This window comes from Pseudomonadota bacterium, assembly GCA_013285465.1.
GTDB lineage: Bacteria > Pseudomonadota > Alphaproteobacteria > Micavibrionales > CSBR16-224 > CSBR16-224.
On record CP053449.1, the window covers coordinates 2609461 to 2626443 of the forward strand.

Here is a 16983-nt window from a genome sequence, read left to right on the forward strand (position 1 = left end):
AAACACTCGCCTTTTTAGCCCCTGCCGAAAAAGCGTTCGGGCAAACAATACACAATATATATAATTTGTGCTAGAGTTTAATAAGGGTTTAGTTATTCTTCAACTTTCCTTCAAGTCTTTCCTCTACAATGAATATGTGATATAGCTACGAATAAGAATCGAGCGAAAACCAACCACCAAAAAGGTGTGATGTGCAAGAGCAATACCCGCGATACAGCGCCCCTGAGGGAGAAATGCGCGTAACAAGCTTTCCGAAATTCCGTCTGCGTTATGTTGTCTTTGGATTTGCGACATTGGCGGCGCTTTTGGTTTTGGCAGGCGAACCGCAGCAGGATGCCCTGACAGGCACGGATAAAGTATTCGATATTCACCAGATTTCCGCCGCCGCAGCCCCTGTTTCCGCAGATCAGGAAGATGCCGCAGCGCAGATGAGCATGATTGCGCCGGCAGCGGGAAATGCCTCCGGTCCTATCGACCTGACTGATATGCTGGTGCCGCTGAAAAACAAACTTTTTGCAGAGAGCGATAACAATGCGCCGGTAAATGCCGTGCGCCTGACAGCGGAAGAAACCGCCCTGCCGGTTGCCGCAGTTCTTACACCGTCCAAAAAGCCTTTTTTGAAAGTTGAGGAAGCTGTTATCAAAGGCGGGTTGACGGCAAAAAAAATCACCATCTCCTCCGGCGATACGCTGGGTTCCATCCTGAACGACAAGGGCGGGCTGACGGCAACGCAGACCTATGATATCTGCCTTGCCGTGAAAGATGTCTATGACCCTGCCCGCGATATGAAAGCCGGACAGAAACTGGCACTGTATTTTGACGGCGGTGATTTTAAAGGCATGGAAATCCGCAAAAATCTGATCGACGGCGTGAAACTGGTTGCGCTGGATGACGGACGTTACGGTGTGAAAGAAACGGCTGTGCCGACCCAGAATGTGTATTTTTCCGCGCGCGGCGATATCGACAGTTCCCTGTATAAAGCCGCGACGGATCAGGGGATGCCGGATAGCGCCATTCTCGAGATGATCCGCATTTATTCCTGGGCGGTGGATTTCCAGCGCGATATCCGCCCCGGTGACAATTTTGAAGCCATGTATAAGCTGTCGATGACCAAAGACGGGAAAGCCGTTCCGGGATCGGCGGAAATCGTCTATGCCAATTTGAATCTGCGCGGCGCGGATACGGCAGTTTACCGCTTTACCGACAGCGAAGGCGATATCGGCTATTATGAAGAGACCGGAAAATCCATCCGCAAGGCACTGATGCGGACACCGATTGACGGCGCGCGCCTGTCCTCGGGCTTCGGTATGCGGAAACATCCGGTTCTCGGTTATTCAAAAATGCATCGCGGTCTGGATTTTGCCGCACCGACGGGAACGCCGATTTATGCGGCGGGCGACGGGCGTATTGCTTATCTGGGGACGAAAGGCGGTTACGGCAAATTTATTAAAATCCGCCATCATGCCGGTCTGGAAACCGCTTATGCACATATGAGCCGTTATAAAAAAGGCCTGACAAGCGGTGCGCGTGTCAAACAGGGCGAGATTATCGGCTATGTCGGGACAACAGGGCGTTCAACGGGACCGCATCTGCATTATGAAGTCGTGGTGAACGGTCATCAGGCCGATCCGCGTAAGGTTAAAATGCAGGAAGGCAAAAAGCTGGCGGGGAAAGATCTTGAAATTTTCCACGGCGTTGTTAATCAAACCCGCGCGCAATATGTCTCCCTGCTCAAGAAGTCTGCAACGCGCCATGCGTCCCTGAATAATACCCGCAGCAACTGACGGGGCCGGTTGCGTTATGAGGTTTACGCACACGCTCTCCAAACTCGTCGATTTTGTCCTGCCGCCGCGCTGTGCGGTGACGGGAGAAATTGTCGATATTTCCGGCACATTATCAGCATCCTCATGGTCGAAAATCCGCTTTATTGACCGTCCGTTCTGTATTTGCTGCGGCTTGCCTTTCGATTTTACAACAGAGGATATGCCGGGGAATGAAGACGGCACATTGTGCGGCAGCTGTCTTGATGCGCCGCCGGAATTTGACCGCGCCCGTTCCGTTTTTGTCTATGAGGGCGCAGGGCGGGAAATGATTCTGGCTTTCAAACATGGTGACAGGCTGGATTTGACCCCCAGCTTTACCGGCTGGCTGATGCGGACAGGCGGTGCGTTGATTGCAGAAAGCGATATTGTTCTGCCCGTACCGCTGCACCGGCAGCGGCTGTTTAAACGGCGTTATAATCAGGCGGCAATATTGGCGCGGGCGCTGGAGAAACAGGAAAACTGCCGCATTGTTTTCGATCCCTTTATTTTGCAGCGCACACGCAAAACGCCGCCGCAGAAGGGATTAAACAAAACGGAGCGGCAGAAAAACATGCAAAGCGCCTTTGCCGTGCCACCGGGGAAAGCCGCGGTGATCAAGGACAAAAATCTTTTACTGATTGATGATGTCTATACCAGCGGCGCAACGCTGAATGCCTGCACGAAGGCATTGAAGAAAAACGGCGCCAAAAGCGTCTTCGTCCTGACGCTGGCGCGTGTTTTGCTGACATAGTTTGTTTCTTTTAAGAGAATTTTTTGCAGTCGTCTTCGTAAAAGACCGGATCTGCTGCCGCGTTGCGGCGCTTGGGGGATTGTTCCGAGAGGAAATAGCGTTCTTCAACCATGGTGGCGCGTTCGATCATTGCGGTAATGCGGTCTGAGGTTTCGAGTTGCCGGGCGGGGTTATAGCGCATGAATTTTCTCTCCAAAAGTTGAAACAACGGCCTATCACACCATATTTTTCAGGTATTTGTCAAGAAATCAGAAAAGCGGGAAGATGTTATGAAATATTCTTGCGGCGGCGTCTTTTTGTTTTTTGTCAGCCGCTATAGCTTTGCAGCAGGCTGCCCGCGACCAGATACCAGCCATCAACCAGCACAAAGAAGATGATTTTGAAGGGCAGCGCAATCATCACAGGCGGCAGCATCATCATCCCCATTGACATCAGGATCGAGGCCGTCACCATATCAATGACCAGAAAGGGCAGGAATAACAGGAAGCCGATCTCGAAAGCGCGGCGCAGTTCCGAAATCATAAAGGCCGGAATCAAAACCTGCAGCGGCGTGTCCATTGCTTCCTCAACGCGTTCCAGCCCTGTGCGTTTTTCGGCAATACCGAGAAACAGCTCCAGATCTTTTTCACGGACATTTTTCAGCATGAATTTTTTGAAGGGTTCCGTTGTGCGCTCGAAAGCCTGTACTTCTTCAATCTGGTTATTCACCAGCGGTGCGATGCCGTCTTCATAGGCGGCGGTCAGTGTCGGCGACATAATGAAAAAAGTCAGGAACAGCGCGAGGCTGATCAGAACGCTGTTGGGAGGCGTTTGCTGCGTTCCCATCGCCGTCCGCAGGAAAGACAGCACAATGACGATACGGGTGAAAGAGGTCATCATCACCAGAATAGACGGCGCAAGCGACAGCACCGTCATTAAGGCGACAAGCTGGACAACACGTCCGGCCATAGAGCCGCCGCCTCCGCCTGCGACGGCATTTTCACCCAGATCAAGCGTGATGCTTTGCGCCAGCACGGCATCGGGCAGGAACAGCGCCGCGCAGCTAAAAAGCAGCGCTGCAGCAGCAAGCAGGAAATGCAGGGCTTTACGCTTTTTCATGCGCCTCCGGCTCCTGTTTTTCCAGATCTTTTTTATCAAGTGTGATTCCGGCGGCGATAAGGCTTTCGGATTGCGGGCCGAGCATGATCATATAGCCTTTTTTATTATATTCGATCAGGACGAGGCGGCGGCGGTAATCCAGCGGCGTGGAATCAACAACTCTTAAACGCCCGCGGGTATTACTGAAAATTTTCGCGTTTTTTGCGGCACCTGCAACAGCCTGCCCGCCCCAGCGCTTTGCCGCAAAGCCGATGAGATACATCAGGGCGATGACAAAGACAAAGGCGGCAAGAACCTTGAAATAGTAGAAGGAAGAATCCATAAGGGGTCAGTCCGTATCTTTTTCGTCGCCGTCTGTTTCGGATTCAAAATTGCGGATGGCGGCAACCAGCTTGTCCAGAGCGCCGATCAGACCGGAGAGTTTTTCTTCCATCCCTGCGGCTTCATTTTCCGGCAGTTCACCGATATCATTGCAGATGTCCTCGACATTTTTATCAAGCCCGACCAGCGGGATGACTTCGCCTTTTGTAATGCGTCTTTCGCAGTCCTGAATATAGGTTTTGACCTGCTCGATCCGCGCAGTAATTTCCTGTGCCGACATGGGGGCGCCTCGTGCCTTGTGTTAAAGTTTTCCGTTTGCCTTATAAACATAGGCCAAAATTTCGGCAACGGCAACCAAAGCTTCTGAGGGGATGGAACTTTCCGTGCCGATCTGGGCCAGCATTTCGGCAAGATCGCTATCCTCGCGGATTTCGATGCCTTTTTCACGCGCCAGCGCGATGATTTGCTCGGCAATCACGCCATAACCTGACGCGGTGATTTTCGGAAGTTTGAACTCGCCCGTTTCCTCGTCGTAACTTTTCAGTGCGACGGCGGTTTTGCGTTTATCCTTTTCGGAAATCTCATCCGTCATGGAAAGTTACGCCATCGGGTGGCGGTAATCGGCGGAGTAATGTCCGGTGACGTAATGTTCCAACTGGCGTTCGATATCGCCCAGCAGGCTGGAGGCACCGAAACGGAACAGATCGGGCTTTAGCCAGTCATTGCCGAGTTCTTCCTTCATCAGGGCAAGATAAGCCAGCGAATCTTTTGCCGTGGAAATACCGCCTGCGGGTTTATAGCCGATTTTGTAACCGGTCTCGGCGAAATATTCGCGGATCATCCGGACCATCACCAGGGAGACGTCGAGATTGGCATTGATGCTTTCTTTTCCTGTCGAGGTTTTAATGAAATCAGCCCCTGCCATCATGGCGACCATGCTGGCTTTGGCGACATTGCGCATCGTGGCAAGCTCACCCGTTGCGAGAATCGCTTTCAGATGCGCCTCACCGCAAGCAGCGCGGAATTTGGAGACCTCGTCATAAAGACCGCGCCAGTTCTGTGTCAGCACATGGGCGCGGGTGATGACGATATCAATCTCTTTTGCACCCGCTTTGACGGAGGCTTCGATTTCCTTGATACGCTGCGGCATCGGTGACAGCCCGTGCGGGAAGCCTGTGGAAACGGCGGCAACGGGGATATTGGTGCCTTTCAGTTCGGCAACGGCGGTCGGTACCATTTCATGATAGACGCAGACGGCGCCGACGGTTAAATCCAGATCCTGTGCGCCGAGCGCTTCGAGAAGGTCGGTGCGGACAGGGTGTTTTGCTTTGGCGCAAAGGCGGCGGACGCGGCCTTTGGTATCATCGCCGGACAATGTCGTAAGATCCATGCAGGAGATTGCGCGCAAAAGCCATGCGGCCTGCCATTGTTTCTTCACGCTGCGGCGGCCGCCCAGTGTTTTGGTGCGGCGTTCAATGGCGCTGAAATTGGCCTGAATATGATCCAGCCAGTCCAGATTTAAATCCGTTCCGGGGTTGCGGGCATGGGCGTGACCGTCAGTATGGGACGGTTTAACATTTAAATGATGGACAACGGGACCGGCGCCATCGCCTTGCCTCGTTGTTGAGTGCGTTGTTGACATTTGCGCCTCCTTGCAGTATCGATAGGGTGGCATCATAGAGCAAGAGAGCACGGTTTTCAAGCAATTTGCATTTATTGAAGAGAAGGAAGACAGCGACAGTGCGTTTTCTGTTTATACTGAGTTTTTGTATTATCGCATTTACGGCAACCCAGGTCATCGCACAGCGTGACGCGCCGGGCTTTGGCGATCCGACAAAACTGAAAAAATACCATCCCGACCCGTCGCATCTGCCGCCCGGTTACGTTCCGCCCGAAGGCGGGATTACCGATATTCAGGTCATGCGGCAGAACAAGATCGAAAAGGCGCAGCGTGTCGAGATGACATGTTCGTCAAAAGATATTTTTGTTTCCTATCGTACGACCATTCAGCGCGATAATAAATATCACTTTAATGACCCTGATAACGAATATCTGTTTATTGTCGAAGGGTTAACAGAGGTACCGCGCAACGGCTATACGTATAATCTGGTGATGGAGAAGGTAAAAAGCGATACGGTTTACCTGCGCCTGCTGTTGATACCGCCGCCGCCCGGCACGAAGAACAGCCTGAATATTGCCGAGAGAATTCCGTTTGGCGGCAAAGTCGCGCTGGGGAATAACCCTGTGACAAAAGCGCAGTTAACACTGGATTACAGCGACGGAAACACAGCCGTCATTAAATGCAGCAATTAATATTCAACAAGAAAGTAACCGCATTATTCACATGACAACAGCCACCGCAGAGAAAAAAATCACATTTCGCGACCTTGGTTTGAGCGAAGCTATTTTAAAAGCCATTGATGATATGGGTTACGAACACCCGACTCCGATTCAGGAGGCGGCGATTCCGCCTGTGCTGATGATGCGCGACCTTGTCGGCATTGCCCAGACGGGGACGGGGAAAACCGCCTCATTTACCTTGCCGATGATCGAAATTCTGGCCGGTGGTCGTGTGCGTGCGCGGATGCCGCGCTCACTTGTGCTGGCACCGACGCGGGAGCTGGCGATGCAGGTTTCCGAAAATTTTGAACAATACGGCAAATATCTGAACTTGAACCATGCCGTGCTGGTGGGCGGTATTTCCATCGAACCGCAAATCCAGAAACTGGAACGCGGCGTGGATGTTTTGATTGCAACGCCGGGGCGGCTTCTGGATTTGTTCGAGCGCGGCAATGTGCTGCTGGCCGATATTAAAATTCTGGTGATTGACGAAGCCGACCGTATGCTGGATATGGGTTTTATTCCCGATATTGAAAAAATCATCGGTTTTCTGCCTGTGATGCGGCAGACGCTGCTGTTTTCCGCGACGATGGCGGACCCGATCCGTAAATTGTCAAAGAAATTTATGATGAACCCGAAAGAGGTCTCCGTTGCCTTGTCGTCAAAACCGACGGAAACGGTTGACCATGTGATTGTCGAGGTTTCAGAGCGTAATAAGAAAAAATCGCTGGTGAAAATCCTGTCGGACGAAAATGTCACCAATGCTTTTATCTTTTGTAACCGTAAACGCGATATTGACGGGCTGAAACGGTCATTGGAGCGTGAAGGTTTTAAAGATGTGGCGGCGCTGCATGGTGATATGGACCAGCACAGCCGTACCCGCGTGCTGGACAGCTTTAAAAGCGGCGAAACAAAAATCCTTGTCTGCAGTGATGTTGCCGGACGCGGATTGGATGTTGCCGGTATTTCACATGTGTTCAATTACAATGTGCCGCACCATGCCGAGGATTATATTCACCGTATCGGACGGACGGGACGCGCCGGTTTGAAGGGCAAGGCCTTTACCTTTGCCACGCCGGAAGATGTCAAATATGTCGAGAATATCGAGAAATTGATCAAGGGCGGCATTCCGCGTTTTGAAATTGCCGGCGGAAAATCTTCCGAAGGAAAACCTGTGGCCGCAAAAGCCAAAGAACAGGATGAAAGAAAGCCGTCACGTAGCCGCAACACAAAACCCGCAGGGAAAAAACCGCCGCAAGAGAAACCGGCACAGACGGATTCTAAGGCGGATTCCAGAGAAAAATCCGCACAGAAAAAACCCGTGGAAAAACAAGCCGAAAAACACGGCATCCGCAACCAGCGCCCCGCAGCGGCAAAACAACGGGATGGCGGCAGTGACAAGACCAAAGGTTTTGGCGAAGACGTGCCTGATTTCTTTCGTTAATCACGCGCCAATCTGATTACTTTTTCTTTTTTCAGGAAAAAAACAAACGACCTTTACGGGTCGTTAACTTTTGGGATGTTATGCTGTGCGCACTTCACAAAGCAGTTACGCAAACCAAAAACCAAAGGAGCATTTCCCATGGAGATTAAAAACCAGATCATTCTGATTACAGGCGCAAACCGCGGTATTGGCCGTGCCTATGTTGAAGAATTCCTGAAAGACGGCGCAAAGAAAATTTATCTTGGCGTGCGCGACCCTGACACGGTGAAAGAGCTTCTTGGCAAACATCCGGGTAAACTTGAAGTGCTGCGACTTGATGTCACCAGCCCTGCGGATATCCGCGCCGCTGCGGAAAAAGCAAAAGATGTGACACTGCTGATCAGCAATGCCGGTCTGCTGGAATCCGGTGCGCTTTCCGATAAAGAAGCGCCGTCACGCGGCCGCCGTGAAATGGAGGTCAATTATTTCGGCCCGCTCGCGCTTTTGAACGCTTTTGCGCCAATCCTGAAAAACAACGGCGGCGGCGGTTTTCTTGGCGTCTCCTCAATCGCAGGTTTTCTGCCTTTCCCGGGTCTTTCCACCTATACGGCATCAAAATCGGCAATGCATTTCCTGCTGATGCAGGCGCGGACGGAGCTTGGCCTGCAAGGCACAAAAGTATTCGGTGTTTATCCCGGCCCGGTCGATACCGATATGGCGCGCGACATTGATATGCCGAAAGTGTCGCCCGAACATATTGCCAAAGAAACGCTGAAAGGCTTGCGCGAAGACCGCGAAGACATTCTGCCCGATCCTTATGCGCAGGAAATGTATGCGCTGTACCAAAAAGATCCGAAAGAAGTCGAGCGCAAAATGCGCCGCCAGTTCCAGGATATGGTTGAGGCTGCTTAATAAAATTTCCAAAATATCTCGTGCTAAAGCGCCGTCCGTTTCCATGCGGGCGGCGTTTTTTTATGAGGAAAGCGGGCTGCTTGGAGGCCGAAAGAAAGTTTTTCGTAAAGACGGTTTGCGTTTTTTGACCGGCGCGGCATCGGGGTCAACGGAATGGTTGAGCGCGCGCATAAATGTCGAGAAGCCCGTTTGCAGTTCTGCCGTGCTTTTGTCTTTATGATGATCGGCGGAAATTTCGCGGATAACGGGGATCAGTTTTGACAGGCTGTGCGAAAAACCGGGGGCGGCATAATGCATTTTGATACCGGCGGGGTCAACCGCCATCATGCGTAGTAATGCGGCGGTAACGGCATGGCAGTTTTTCGCCTTTTGCGCCAGCGACACACCTTTATAGCGGTTCTCGCTACGGTTAACGGCGGTGCCGACCTCCATTGCCGATAGCCAGAGCGGCATAATATCCTCGAATGAGCCGATTTTGACAGGCACGGTGCGGTCACCCACTTTGCTGCGCCGCGCGCCATCGGTTGCGTAAACTTTGAGTTTGCTGATTTTTTTCTCATAGCCGCAGAATTTTGCGACTCTGTTGAAAACACGGTGTATACCCATATCGGCAGCCAGCAAATTGAAGATATTCAAGACGGATTGACCGCCGAGCCCCAGCTTTTTTTGCAGCGGATGATAAGATGTGCCGTGAATTTCCGAAAGGATTGTGCCGTGATCGGCATCCTTTAACACCAGAAAAGAATGGGAGGCATCGCGCCCAAAAACGAGATTATCAAGATTGCCGAGATCAAGCGGCGTTTCATGCAGGTCGATCCTTAAATTCTCCGGGAAATTTGTTCTGTATTTCAAAACCCTCTTCTCCGCAAAAAAATCAAGTCATGACAATATATTACAGTAAAAATATGAAAAATTTGTCAATTTTGCGGGTTTTTCAGCTTTACGGTTTAAGCCGCATCAGCGAGAAGCGAGATAAAGCGGTTGGTGATGGGATAGCGGCGGTCGCGTCCGAAGGATTTCGGTGTGATTTTAATGCCGGGCGCACCTTGGCGGCGTTTGAATTCCGCGCCGTCCAGAAGGTGCCAGATTTTATTGACCAGTTCCGGCGCGTGGCCGCGGGCGGTAATCTCGTCCAGCCCCAGTTCCTTTTCAATCAGGCAATAGAGAATATCGTCCAGCTCTTCATAAGGCGGCAGGCTGTCTTCGTCTCGCTGATGCGGGCGCAGTTCCGCCGTCGGGGCTTTGGTCAGGACGGTTTCGGGAATAACGCGTCCCTGCGGTCCGCGCGAGAAGTCGGGATAGTTGCTGTTGCGCCAACGCGTTAGCGCATAAACCAGCGTTTTATAAACATCTTTCAGCGGTGCATAGGTGCCGCACATATCGCCATAGAGTGTGGCATAGCCGACGGCGCTTTCCGACTTATTGCCGGTGGACAGCACCATATGTCCCGTCGCATTGGAGAGAGTCATTAAAAACATGCCGCGGCTGCGTGCCTGAATATTTTCCGCTGTGATGCCCTCGATAGCGGCCAGCGGTGCGGCCATACCGGTCAGGGCATCCATTGCCGGTTCAATCGGCACGGTTTCCAGCCGCGCACCCATCAGCATGGCGCAGGTTTTCGCATCTTTCAGACTGTCATCACTGCTATGCGGGGATGGCATGGCAACGCAGAGAACATTCTCCGCACCCAGCGCATCGACAGCCAGTGCCGCCGTCAAAGCACTGTCAATGCCGCCGGACAGGCCGACGAGCACGCCGGAAAAACCGTTCTTTTCCACATAATCGCGCAGACCGAGCTGCAGAGTCTGGTAAATGCCCTGCATATCATCGTAAAGCGGGACGGAGGCAGGGGCATCGGTACAGGCCAGAATGCGCCGCGCATTGCTTTCGGGGTCGGGTGCCCATGAGGTAACGGCGACATGTTCGCAATGCGAGGGGCAGAGCAGAACCTGCTGCCCGTGTTTATCCAGAATGAAAGAACCGCCGTCAAAGACGATTTCATCCTGTCCGCCGGTCTGGTTGATATAGATCAGCGGCAATCCGCTTTCTTTGACGCGGTTTCTGGCATGATCGACACGGGTGTGAAATTTTTCGATTTCAAACGGGCTGCCATTGGCGGCGATCAGGATTTCCGCGCCTGTTTTGCGCAAATGTTCGGTGACGGCAGGTTTCCACATATCCTCACAGGTCATCAGGCCGAGGCGGTAGGATTTGAAATTCACCGGCTCGGGCAGTGGTCCGGCATCGAAAATCCGCACCTCGTCAAAAACGCCGTAATTGGGCAGTTCGTGTTTCGGGCGGACGGCGGTAATATGACGGTTCTCGATAAACAGAATGGCATTGTAAAGCTTGCCGTCCACGGCACGCCACGGCGTGCTGAGCGCCAGCGCGGGGTGAAGATCGGGCAGGTTTTCAAGGATATAATCGACATAGTCATGGACGCGGTTGATGAAAAACGGCTTGCGCGTCAAGTCTTCCAGCGGATAGCCTGTCAGCACCAGCTCGTTAAAAACAACCAGATCGGCCTTACCCGTCAGATCATGGCAGGTGGACAGGATTTTCTCCGCATTTTCTTTTAAAGCGCCAAGAACGGGGTTCAGCTGCGCCAGCGCAATTTTTAACACGCGGCCTGTCCCCAATCTTCGTCATTGCCGCGCAATTCGCGCAGTTTCTCCGCGACCTGAAAGGCCACTTCAATCGCCTGCCGCGCATTCAGACGCGGGTCGCAATGGGTGTGATAACGCTGGGATAAATCCTCGTCACTGATGGCAATGGCACCGCCTGTGCATTCCGTGACATCCTGTCCGGTCATTTCCAGATGGATGCCGCCGGGCCATGATTTCTCCGCCTTATGGACATCAAAGAATTGTTTGATTTCCGTCATCAGATTATCGAATTGGCGGGTTTTGTAACCGCTGGAGGATTTCTCGGTATTGCCGTGCATCGGGTCGCAAATCCATGACACGGTGCGGCCTTCGCGTTTGACCTTGCGGATCAGTTTCGGCAGATATTTTTCCACCTCGCCCGCGCCGAAGCGCGAGATCAGCGTAATGCGTCCGGCTTCGTCCTTCGGGTTCAGCGTATCAATCAGTTTTATCAGCTCGTCAGGTTTCAGGGACGGGCCGCATTTGATGCCGATCGGGTTTTTCACGCCGCGCAGAAATTCGACATGCGCGCCGTCCGGCTGGCGGGTACGGTCACCGATCCACAGGAAATGTGCGGAGACGTCATACCAGTCGCCTGTTGTGGAATCGGTGCGGGTCAGTGCTTCTTCATAGGGCAGCAGCAATGCCTCATGCGAGACAAAGAAATCGGTTTCGCGCAAAGCGGCGGCACTGGCAGTATCCGCGCCGATGGCTGACAGGAAGGCCAGCGCATGTTCGATTTCCCGCGCCACGCGCATATAGCGTTCGCCTTCGGGACTGTCTGCGGCGAAATCCAGAATCCATTTTTTGACGCGGTGCAGATCGGCATAACCGCCGCGGGCAAAACTGCGCAGCAGGTTCAGTGTTGCCGTTGCCTGATTATAGGCCTGCAAAATACGGTTGGGGTCGGGGCTGCGTCCGTCTGCGGAAAATTCCAGCGCATTGACGATATCGCCGCGATAGGCAGGCAGGGTTAATCCGTCTTTGACCTCGACATCGCTGGAGCGCGGCTTGGCAAACTGTCCCGCCATACGTCCCATTTTCACAACCGGCAAGCCGCCGGCATAGGTTAGAATAACGCTCATTTGCAGCAAGACGCGGAAGGTGTCGCGGATATTCTGCGGGTGGAATTCGGCAAAGCTTTCGGCGCAGTCGCCGCCTTGCAGCAGGAAGGCTTTTCCTTCGGCAACTTTGGCCAGTTTGTCCTTTAAATCACGGCTTTCCCCCGCGAAAACCAGCGGCGGCATATTTTTCAGGAAACGCAGGGTTTCTTCCAATTGGCTTTTATCCGGATATTCCGGCAGTTGCTGCGCCGGATGTTTTTTCCAGCTTGTCGGCGTCCATTTTTTCGCGCTCACGTGACTTCATTCCCTCTTTTCGCATTTTTCAGGAGTTCTATTTAACACGAAGTTGCAGGTTTCCAAAAGCATTATTGTATGTTATGCTAAACAACTTTTTAAAATGACTTTATTTACAGCCATTCCCTGCGGGAGGTACCTATGGGCCATATTTTTTACGACCTTGAAACCTCGGATCTCGACCGTAATTTCGGTCAAATTTTTCAAATCGGCATGATCTATACGGATGATGATTTGAACGAGATCGAGCGTAAGGAAATCCGTGCCCGCCGTAACCCGTGGATTGTTCCCTCCCCCGGTGCTTTGTTGACGACAGGCTTTGGCGATGAGGAGCTGGAAGATGAAAAAACCTCGATGTTCGAATTCGTCACCGAGCTGAAATCATGGCTGAATGATAAAGACTGGCCGCTGACTTTCTGGGGTTATAACAGCCTGCGCTTTGACGAGCCTGTTTTGCAAAATGCGCTGCACCAGAATCTGGAAGAGCCGTTCCTAACCTCTTCTGCCAAAAACTGGGGCGAGCCGCGCAACAGTAAATCCGATGTTTTGAGTTTTGTGAAGGCCGTACATATTTATGCGCCTGATGTGCTGACGCTGAAGGAAAAGAACAGCTTTGGCAGTGTTTCGATTTCGCTACTGAAAGTTTGCGGGCAGAACGGTATCGGGCTGAATGAGGAAACCGCCCATGATGCGATGGCCGATATTGAAGCTACGCTGGAGGTTGCGCGTAAACTAAAGAAAGAAGCGCCGAAAATCTGGGACCAGATGATGAAAATGCGCAGCAAGGATGATGTTGAAAACTTTATGAAGGAAAACAGCGTCTTTGCCTATAGCAATGCGCCGCAGCGCGGCAATTTCGTTGCCGAGCATATGATGGCGACGGCAGTGGCGCAAAATGCGGGCTATGCCAATGAGCATATTGTGTTCGATCTGCGTTATGATCCGGCGGAATATCTGGATAAAACCGTGGATGAGTTGGTGGCGCTGCTGAAAACCGAAGATGAAGATCATTGGAAACAGCCGCTGCATACGCTGCGCAAAAACCAGCAGCCGATTTTGATGCCGCAGGAACTCGCCGGGCCGGTCATGCCTGATGATCTGGATGAGGAAACGCTGAAAATGCGGGCGAAGATGGTACACAGCAATGCCGACTTCCAGAAACGCATTGCCGAAGCGGCGAAAAAAGCCCGTCCGGTTTTTGAAGACGGGGCGGAGCCTGAGCAGCAGATTTTCGACTTTGTCGGGCGTGCGCATAACAAGGATGTCAAAAACTGGATGGAAGATTTTAAATCCGGTGACTGGGACCGACGCGCGGAACTGATTAAGGACTTCCCGAAACGGTTTGAACAGGCACTGAAAGACCAGCCGTCAATCCGCCGTTTTCAGACTTTTGCCCAGCGTATCATGTTTGCGGATGCGCCGGAAAAAATGGATGATACGGCGCAACAGAAATATGCGGAGGCGCTGTATAACCGCCTGACGACGGAAGATAAAGATGTGCCGTGGATGACGCTGCCGAAGGCGCGCGCACAGATCGAGGAAATTGTCGAAGACCGCAAAACCAATCCCGATACGCGCTGGAAGGAAAAAACCGATGAGCAGATCGCGGAACTGCGCACATATTATGACCGGCTTGAAACACGGCTAAAGACAGCCGCGTTCGGGGCGAGCGACCCGGGAAACGACAACGCGTCCGAGGCAAATAAGACGGCGCAGAAACAGAACCGTAACCCGAAACGCGGTATGTGACGGCGAAATGGCGCGTTTTCTTTTTATACTGGCGGCGTGTCTTTTTGTTTTTCCCTTTGTAACGGCAGCTTCTGCGGAAGATACGGCTCCGGCTGTTGCGCGTGATGTGTTGTGCAAAATTTTCTTTGAAGACCCCGAAGCTTTTGAAAATGAAGACACCGAAAAATGTGACTGCATTCCCTTCGGCACGGTCGAGGTTTGCCAGTGTTTCGATGGCGGACGGCAGGCTTTGACGCCAAACGGGCAGCCCTGCCTGCGCGACCCTGCCGCCGAAGACCCGCGCCGGGTGAAACCGCTGGAGCGTCCGGATATTGATAACCGTACGGGCGGAGGTTTCAAAACCGTGCCGGTGCGTCATAGCGGCCGCGTTTATCTGAAAACCGTCACGCCTGACGGCAAGCCGCATTCCCTCTCCCGCATGGATGGTGACGCGCTGGATATTGTCTGCCCGCCCGGTTTCGGTGTGGAAGAGCTAAAGCCGGTGATGTAGCAGCGTCTATTTATTTTTTGTTTATTTGTTCCCCGGAAATTCACTGCTGATAATGGAGACTTTGTCGCGCAGCGAGGCGGAGCGGCGGCGGCGGGTGATTTCCATTAACATCAGGCGCGTCAGACCGTGTACTTGCGGATCGGCGGGGTCGAAACGTCCGTTCAACTCGAAAGCGTCAATCAGCTGATGGCGCTGGGTTTTTGAGGCCATGCCGATCATATCGCAGATGATAATACCGCTGAAATTACGGACGCGGATCTGACGCATGGCTTCTTCGGCGGCTTCCATATTGGTGACGAAAGCATCGGCATAGACGGCGTTGACATCAATGACGACGCAGGCTTCCGTTCGTTCAATCACAATATTGCCGCCCGAGGGCAGCGGCACGACTTTTTCATGCAATTCCTGCAAGGCGGAGTGAATGTCATGTGCCTCGAAAAGTGATTTGACGCGGTCTTGCGGCGAGAATTGCGCAACGGTGATTTTCGGCACAAGATCAGGAGCGAATTTGACCGCCCAGGCCTTCGCCTGTTCCAGATGTTTCTGCGTCATGGTTTCGATATGGCCGAGGCCGCGGCGGGCATAATCAATAAAAGCGCGTTCAATGGCGTCCGGCCCCCGCCAGACGCAGCCGGGTGTGTCGGCGGCATGTGCCTGTTTCGCCTTTTCCTTCGCCTCATCCCATTCCGCAACGAGGCTGTCGGCCTCGCAGAGCAGGACATCATTATCGATATCGGGCGCCATCTGGCGGATGACCCAGCCGCCTTTCGGATGGTGTGAGGTCAGTTTCCGGCCGATGAATTCTTCCTGATCCTCGCTGACCCAATGTGACGAGAAAACGCCGACGACATTCGGGCTGTAAAGCAGCGTGCGCCCGGGGATGTGAATTTTTGTCGTCAGGCGGGCGAGTTTTTTGAAGCTTTCATCTTCGGTATCATGGCCTTCGGCTTTTACCTGTACGAACAGCCATTCCCCCGTACCGACCAGAAAGGAGATATCATTCGCGCCGCCATCGGGTTTATAAACATGTTTGGCGGGCAGCATGCCCTGTTTACCGTTGCCGAGATCGACAAAGGCGACGTTCAGCCTTGTATCCACCTGTGTGACGCGTCCGTAATAAATACCCGCCCATTTCGGCGTATTAAAAGCATAGCCGCGCGGGTAATCGAGGAACAGATCCTCCAGCCGGTGGCTTTTCTGCCCGATAACGGCGACATGTGTCTGGTTGTCGACGGTTTCCATGTAAAGATCGAACATTTTTTACTCCCCGGCGTGATAGCCTAATCCATGAAGCATTTGACAGGTTTCGGGCAGTGACAGCCCGACGACATTTGTGTAGGAACCGCTGATAAACGGAATAAAAGCGGCGGCGGGTCCCTGAATGGCATAACCGCCGGCCTTGCCCTCCCAGTCACCGGTGGCAAGATAGGCTTGTTTTTCCGCGGCGGACAGGTTCTTGAATTTTACGATAGTGGTGACAAGTTTGACACTGGTTTTTCCATCCGGAGCGATAACAGCAATACCGCCCAAGACGCGGTGACGTTTCCCGGACAGCAGGTCAAGGCATTTGGCGGCGGTGGCTTCATCTTCGGCCTTCGGCAAAATGCGCCGCCCGCAGGCGACAACCGTATCGGCGGCGAGGACGTAAGCGGTCTTTTCCGTCGCGGCGATTTTTTCCGCTTTACCCAGCGCAATACGTTTTGCGTAAGCGGCAGGCAGTTCGTTTTTTAAAGGGGTTTCGTCAATATCGGCAGGTATAACGCTGCCGGGCCGGAGAGAGACCTGTTCCAGAAGTTGTAAACGTCTTGGAGAAGCGGAGGCCAGAATCAGTTGCGCCATGCCGTGTGACCCGCTTATTTGTGACGGAAAGTAATGCGGCCTTTGGTCAGGTCGTAAGGGGTCATTTCAACGGTGACGCGGTCGCCGACCAGCACGCGGATGCGGTTTTTGCGCATCTTGCCTGATGTATGGGCAAGGATTTCATGCGTGTTGTCTTCCAGCTTGACCCGGAACATCGCATTGGGCAGAAGTTCCGTGACAACACCTTCAAATTCCATCAAGTCTTCTTTTTCGGACATGTTTACCTAAATTCTT

Annotated in this window: 19 protein-coding genes; 7 read left to right on the plus strand and 12 right to left on the minus strand. The window is 52.8% G+C overall.

Annotation, left to right across the window (positions count from 1 at the left end; all coding sequences use genetic code 11):
* Positions 1–233 precede the first annotated feature (233 nt).
* Positions 234–1784, plus strand: a complete 1551-nt coding sequence (locus HND56_12540; GenBank protein QKK06455.1) for a M23 family metallopeptidase — start codon at positions 234–236, stop codon at positions 1782–1784.
* 16 nt (positions 1785–1800) lie between these two features.
* Positions 1801–2553: a ComF family protein gene (locus tag HND56_12545; GenBank protein ID QKK06456.1), complete on the plus strand. Its 753-nt coding sequence runs from the start codon at positions 1801–1803 to the stop codon at positions 2551–2553.
* Between the two features lie 10 nt (positions 2554–2563).
* Here HND56_12545 and HND56_12550 read toward each other — a convergent pair whose 3' ends face one another.
* From HND56_12550 to deoC, 6 genes are all read right to left on the minus strand, one after another.
* The gene (locus HND56_12550; GenBank protein QKK06457.1) at positions 2564–2734 is read right to left on the minus strand and encodes a hypothetical protein; all 171 of its coding nucleotides are present in this window, start codon (positions 2732–2734) and stop codon (positions 2564–2566) included.
* 125 nt (positions 2735–2859) lie between these two features.
* Positions 2860–3651: a flagellar type III secretion system pore protein FliP gene (fliP, locus tag HND56_12555; GenBank protein QKK06458.1), complete on the minus strand. Its 792-nt coding sequence runs from the start codon at positions 3649–3651 to the stop codon at positions 2860–2862.
* A complete protein-coding gene (locus HND56_12560; GenBank protein QKK06459.1) occupies positions 3638–3973 on the minus strand; it encodes a FliO/MopB family protein in 336 nt (111 codons plus the stop codon). The genes fliP and HND56_12560 overlap by 14 nt, the downstream gene beginning before the upstream one ends.
* A 6-nt stretch (positions 3974–3979) precedes the next feature.
* Entirely contained in the window at positions 3980–4252 is a 273-nt protein-coding gene (locus HND56_12565; protein ID QKK06460.1) for a hypothetical protein, read from the minus strand.
* A 21-nt stretch (positions 4253–4273) separates the two neighbouring features.
* Positions 4274–4564, minus strand: a complete 291-nt coding sequence (locus HND56_12570) for a hypothetical protein (protein ID QKK06461.1) — start codon at positions 4562–4564, stop codon at positions 4274–4276.
* Between the two features lie 6 nt (positions 4565–4570).
* Positions 4571–5614: a deoxyribose-phosphate aldolase gene (deoC, locus tag HND56_12575; GenBank protein QKK06462.1), complete on the minus strand. Its 1044-nt coding sequence runs from the start codon at positions 5612–5614 to the stop codon at positions 4571–4573.
* A 98-nt stretch (positions 5615–5712) separates the two neighbouring features.
* Between deoC and HND56_12580 the strand changes: the two genes are divergently transcribed.
* The 3 genes from HND56_12580 (at position 5713) to HND56_12590 (ending at position 8647) form a co-directional block, all read left to right on the plus strand.
* Positions 5713–6285, plus strand: coding sequence for a hypothetical protein (locus HND56_12580; GenBank protein ID QKK06463.1), 573 nt, complete (start codon positions 5713–5715; stop codon positions 6283–6285).
* Between the two features lie 31 nt (positions 6286–6316).
* The gene (locus tag HND56_12585) at positions 6317–7756 is read left to right on the plus strand and encodes a DEAD/DEAH box helicase (protein ID QKK06464.1); all 1440 of its coding nucleotides are present in this window, start codon (positions 6317–6319) and stop codon (positions 7754–7756) included.
* Between the two features lie 138 nt (positions 7757–7894).
* On the plus strand, positions 7895–8647 hold the full coding sequence (locus HND56_12590; GenBank protein ID QKK06465.1) for an SDR family oxidoreductase: 753 nt from the start codon (positions 7895–7897) through the stop codon (positions 8645–8647).
* 60 nt (positions 8648–8707) lie between these two features.
* Here HND56_12590 and HND56_12595 read toward each other — a convergent pair whose 3' ends face one another.
* The 3 genes from HND56_12595 to HND56_12605 all read right to left on the minus strand — a co-directional run bounded on the left by HND56_12595 (position 8708) and on the right by HND56_12605 (position 12650).
* Entirely contained in the window at positions 8708–9499 is a 792-nt protein-coding gene (locus tag HND56_12595; GenBank protein ID QKK06466.1) for a hypothetical protein, read from the minus strand.
* Between the two features lie 95 nt (positions 9500–9594).
* A complete protein-coding gene (locus HND56_12600; protein ID QKK06467.1) occupies positions 9595–11286 on the minus strand; it encodes an NAD+ synthase in 1692 nt (563 codons plus the stop codon).
* The gene (locus tag HND56_12605; protein QKK06468.1) at positions 11265–12650 is read right to left on the minus strand and encodes a 3-deoxy-7-phosphoheptulonate synthase class II; all 1386 of its coding nucleotides are present in this window, start codon (positions 12648–12650) and stop codon (positions 11265–11267) included. Before HND56_12605 ends, HND56_12600 begins: the two co-directional genes overlap by 22 nt.
* 141 nt (positions 12651–12791) lie before the next feature.
* Here HND56_12605 and HND56_12610 point away from each other — a divergent pair, with 141 nt between their 5' ends.
* Both HND56_12610 and HND56_12615 read left to right on the plus strand, forming a co-directional pair.
* Positions 12792–14399, plus strand: coding sequence for a hypothetical protein (locus HND56_12610; protein QKK06469.1), 1608 nt, complete (start codon positions 12792–12794; stop codon positions 14397–14399).
* 7 nt (positions 14400–14406) lie between these two features.
* Positions 14407–14889, plus strand: a complete 483-nt coding sequence (locus HND56_12615; protein QKK06470.1) for a hypothetical protein — start codon at positions 14407–14409, stop codon at positions 14887–14889.
* 21 nt (positions 14890–14910) lie between these two features.
* Here the strand turns inward: HND56_12615 and HND56_12620 are convergent, their stop codons facing one another.
* From HND56_12620 to infA, 3 genes are read right to left on the minus strand one after another with little or no spacing between them, the layout of a single operon-like run.
* On the minus strand, positions 14911–16146 hold the full coding sequence (locus HND56_12620; GenBank protein QKK06471.1) for a hypothetical protein: 1236 nt from the start codon (positions 16144–16146) through the stop codon (positions 14911–14913).
* Between the two features lie 3 nt (positions 16147–16149).
* Positions 16150–16728 (minus strand): septum formation protein Maf, encoded by a 579-nt coding sequence (gene maf, locus HND56_12625; GenBank protein ID QKK06472.1) that lies wholly within the window; start codon positions 16726–16728, stop codon positions 16150–16152.
* A 14-nt stretch (positions 16729–16742) separates the two neighbouring features.
* Complete coding sequence (gene infA / locus HND56_12630) at positions 16743–16967, minus strand: translation initiation factor IF-1 (GenBank protein QKK06473.1); 225 nt, start codon at positions 16965–16967, stop codon at positions 16743–16745.
* Positions 16968–16983: the final 16 nt, after the last annotated feature.

Bases quoted from the DNA above. Each gene is read 5' to 3' on its own strand.
- deoC (QKK06462.1), bottom strand. From the start codon at position 5,614: ATGTCAACAACGCACTCAACAACGAGGCAAGGCGATGGCGCCGGTCCC.
- infA (QKK06473.1), bottom strand. From the start codon at position 16,967: ATGTCCGAAAAAGAAGACTTGATGGAATTTGAAGGTGTTGTCACGGAA.
- HND56_12615 (QKK06470.1), top strand. From the start codon at position 14,407: ATGGCGCGTTTTCTTTTTATACTGGCGGCGTGTCTTTTTGTTTTTCCC.
- HND56_12545 (QKK06456.1), top strand. From the start codon at position 1,801: ATGAGGTTTACGCACACGCTCTCCAAACTCGTCGATTTTGTCCTGCCG.
- HND56_12565 (QKK06460.1), bottom strand. From the start codon at position 4,252: ATGTCGGCACAGGAAATTACTGCGCGGATCGAGCAGGTCAAAACCTAT.
- HND56_12585 (QKK06464.1), top strand. From the start codon at position 6,317: ATGACAACAGCCACCGCAGAGAAAAAAATCACATTTCGCGACCTTGGT.
- HND56_12570 (QKK06461.1), bottom strand. From the start codon at position 4,564: ATGACGGATGAGATTTCCGAAAAGGATAAACGCAAAACCGCCGTCGCA.
- HND56_12610 (QKK06469.1), top strand. From the start codon at position 12,792: ATGGGCCATATTTTTTACGACCTTGAAACCTCGGATCTCGACCGTAAT.
- maf (QKK06472.1), bottom strand. From the start codon at position 16,728: ATGGCGCAACTGATTCTGGCCTCCGCTTCTCCAAGACGTTTACAACTT.
- HND56_12540 (QKK06455.1), top strand. From the start codon at position 234: ATGCGCGTAACAAGCTTTCCGAAATTCCGTCTGCGTTATGTTGTCTTT.
- HND56_12590 (QKK06465.1), top strand. From the start codon at position 7,895: ATGGAGATTAAAAACCAGATCATTCTGATTACAGGCGCAAACCGCGGT.
- HND56_12550 (QKK06457.1), bottom strand. From the start codon at position 2,734: ATGCGCTATAACCCCGCCCGGCAACTCGAAACCTCAGACCGCATTACC.
- HND56_12560 (QKK06459.1), bottom strand. From the start codon at position 3,973: ATGGATTCTTCCTTCTACTATTTCAAGGTTCTTGCCGCCTTTGTCTTT.
- fliP (QKK06458.1), bottom strand. From the start codon at position 3,651: ATGAAAAAGCGTAAAGCCCTGCATTTCCTGCTTGCTGCTGCAGCGCTG.
- HND56_12620 (QKK06471.1), bottom strand. From the start codon at position 16,146: ATGTTCGATCTTTACATGGAAACCGTCGACAACCAGACACATGTCGCC.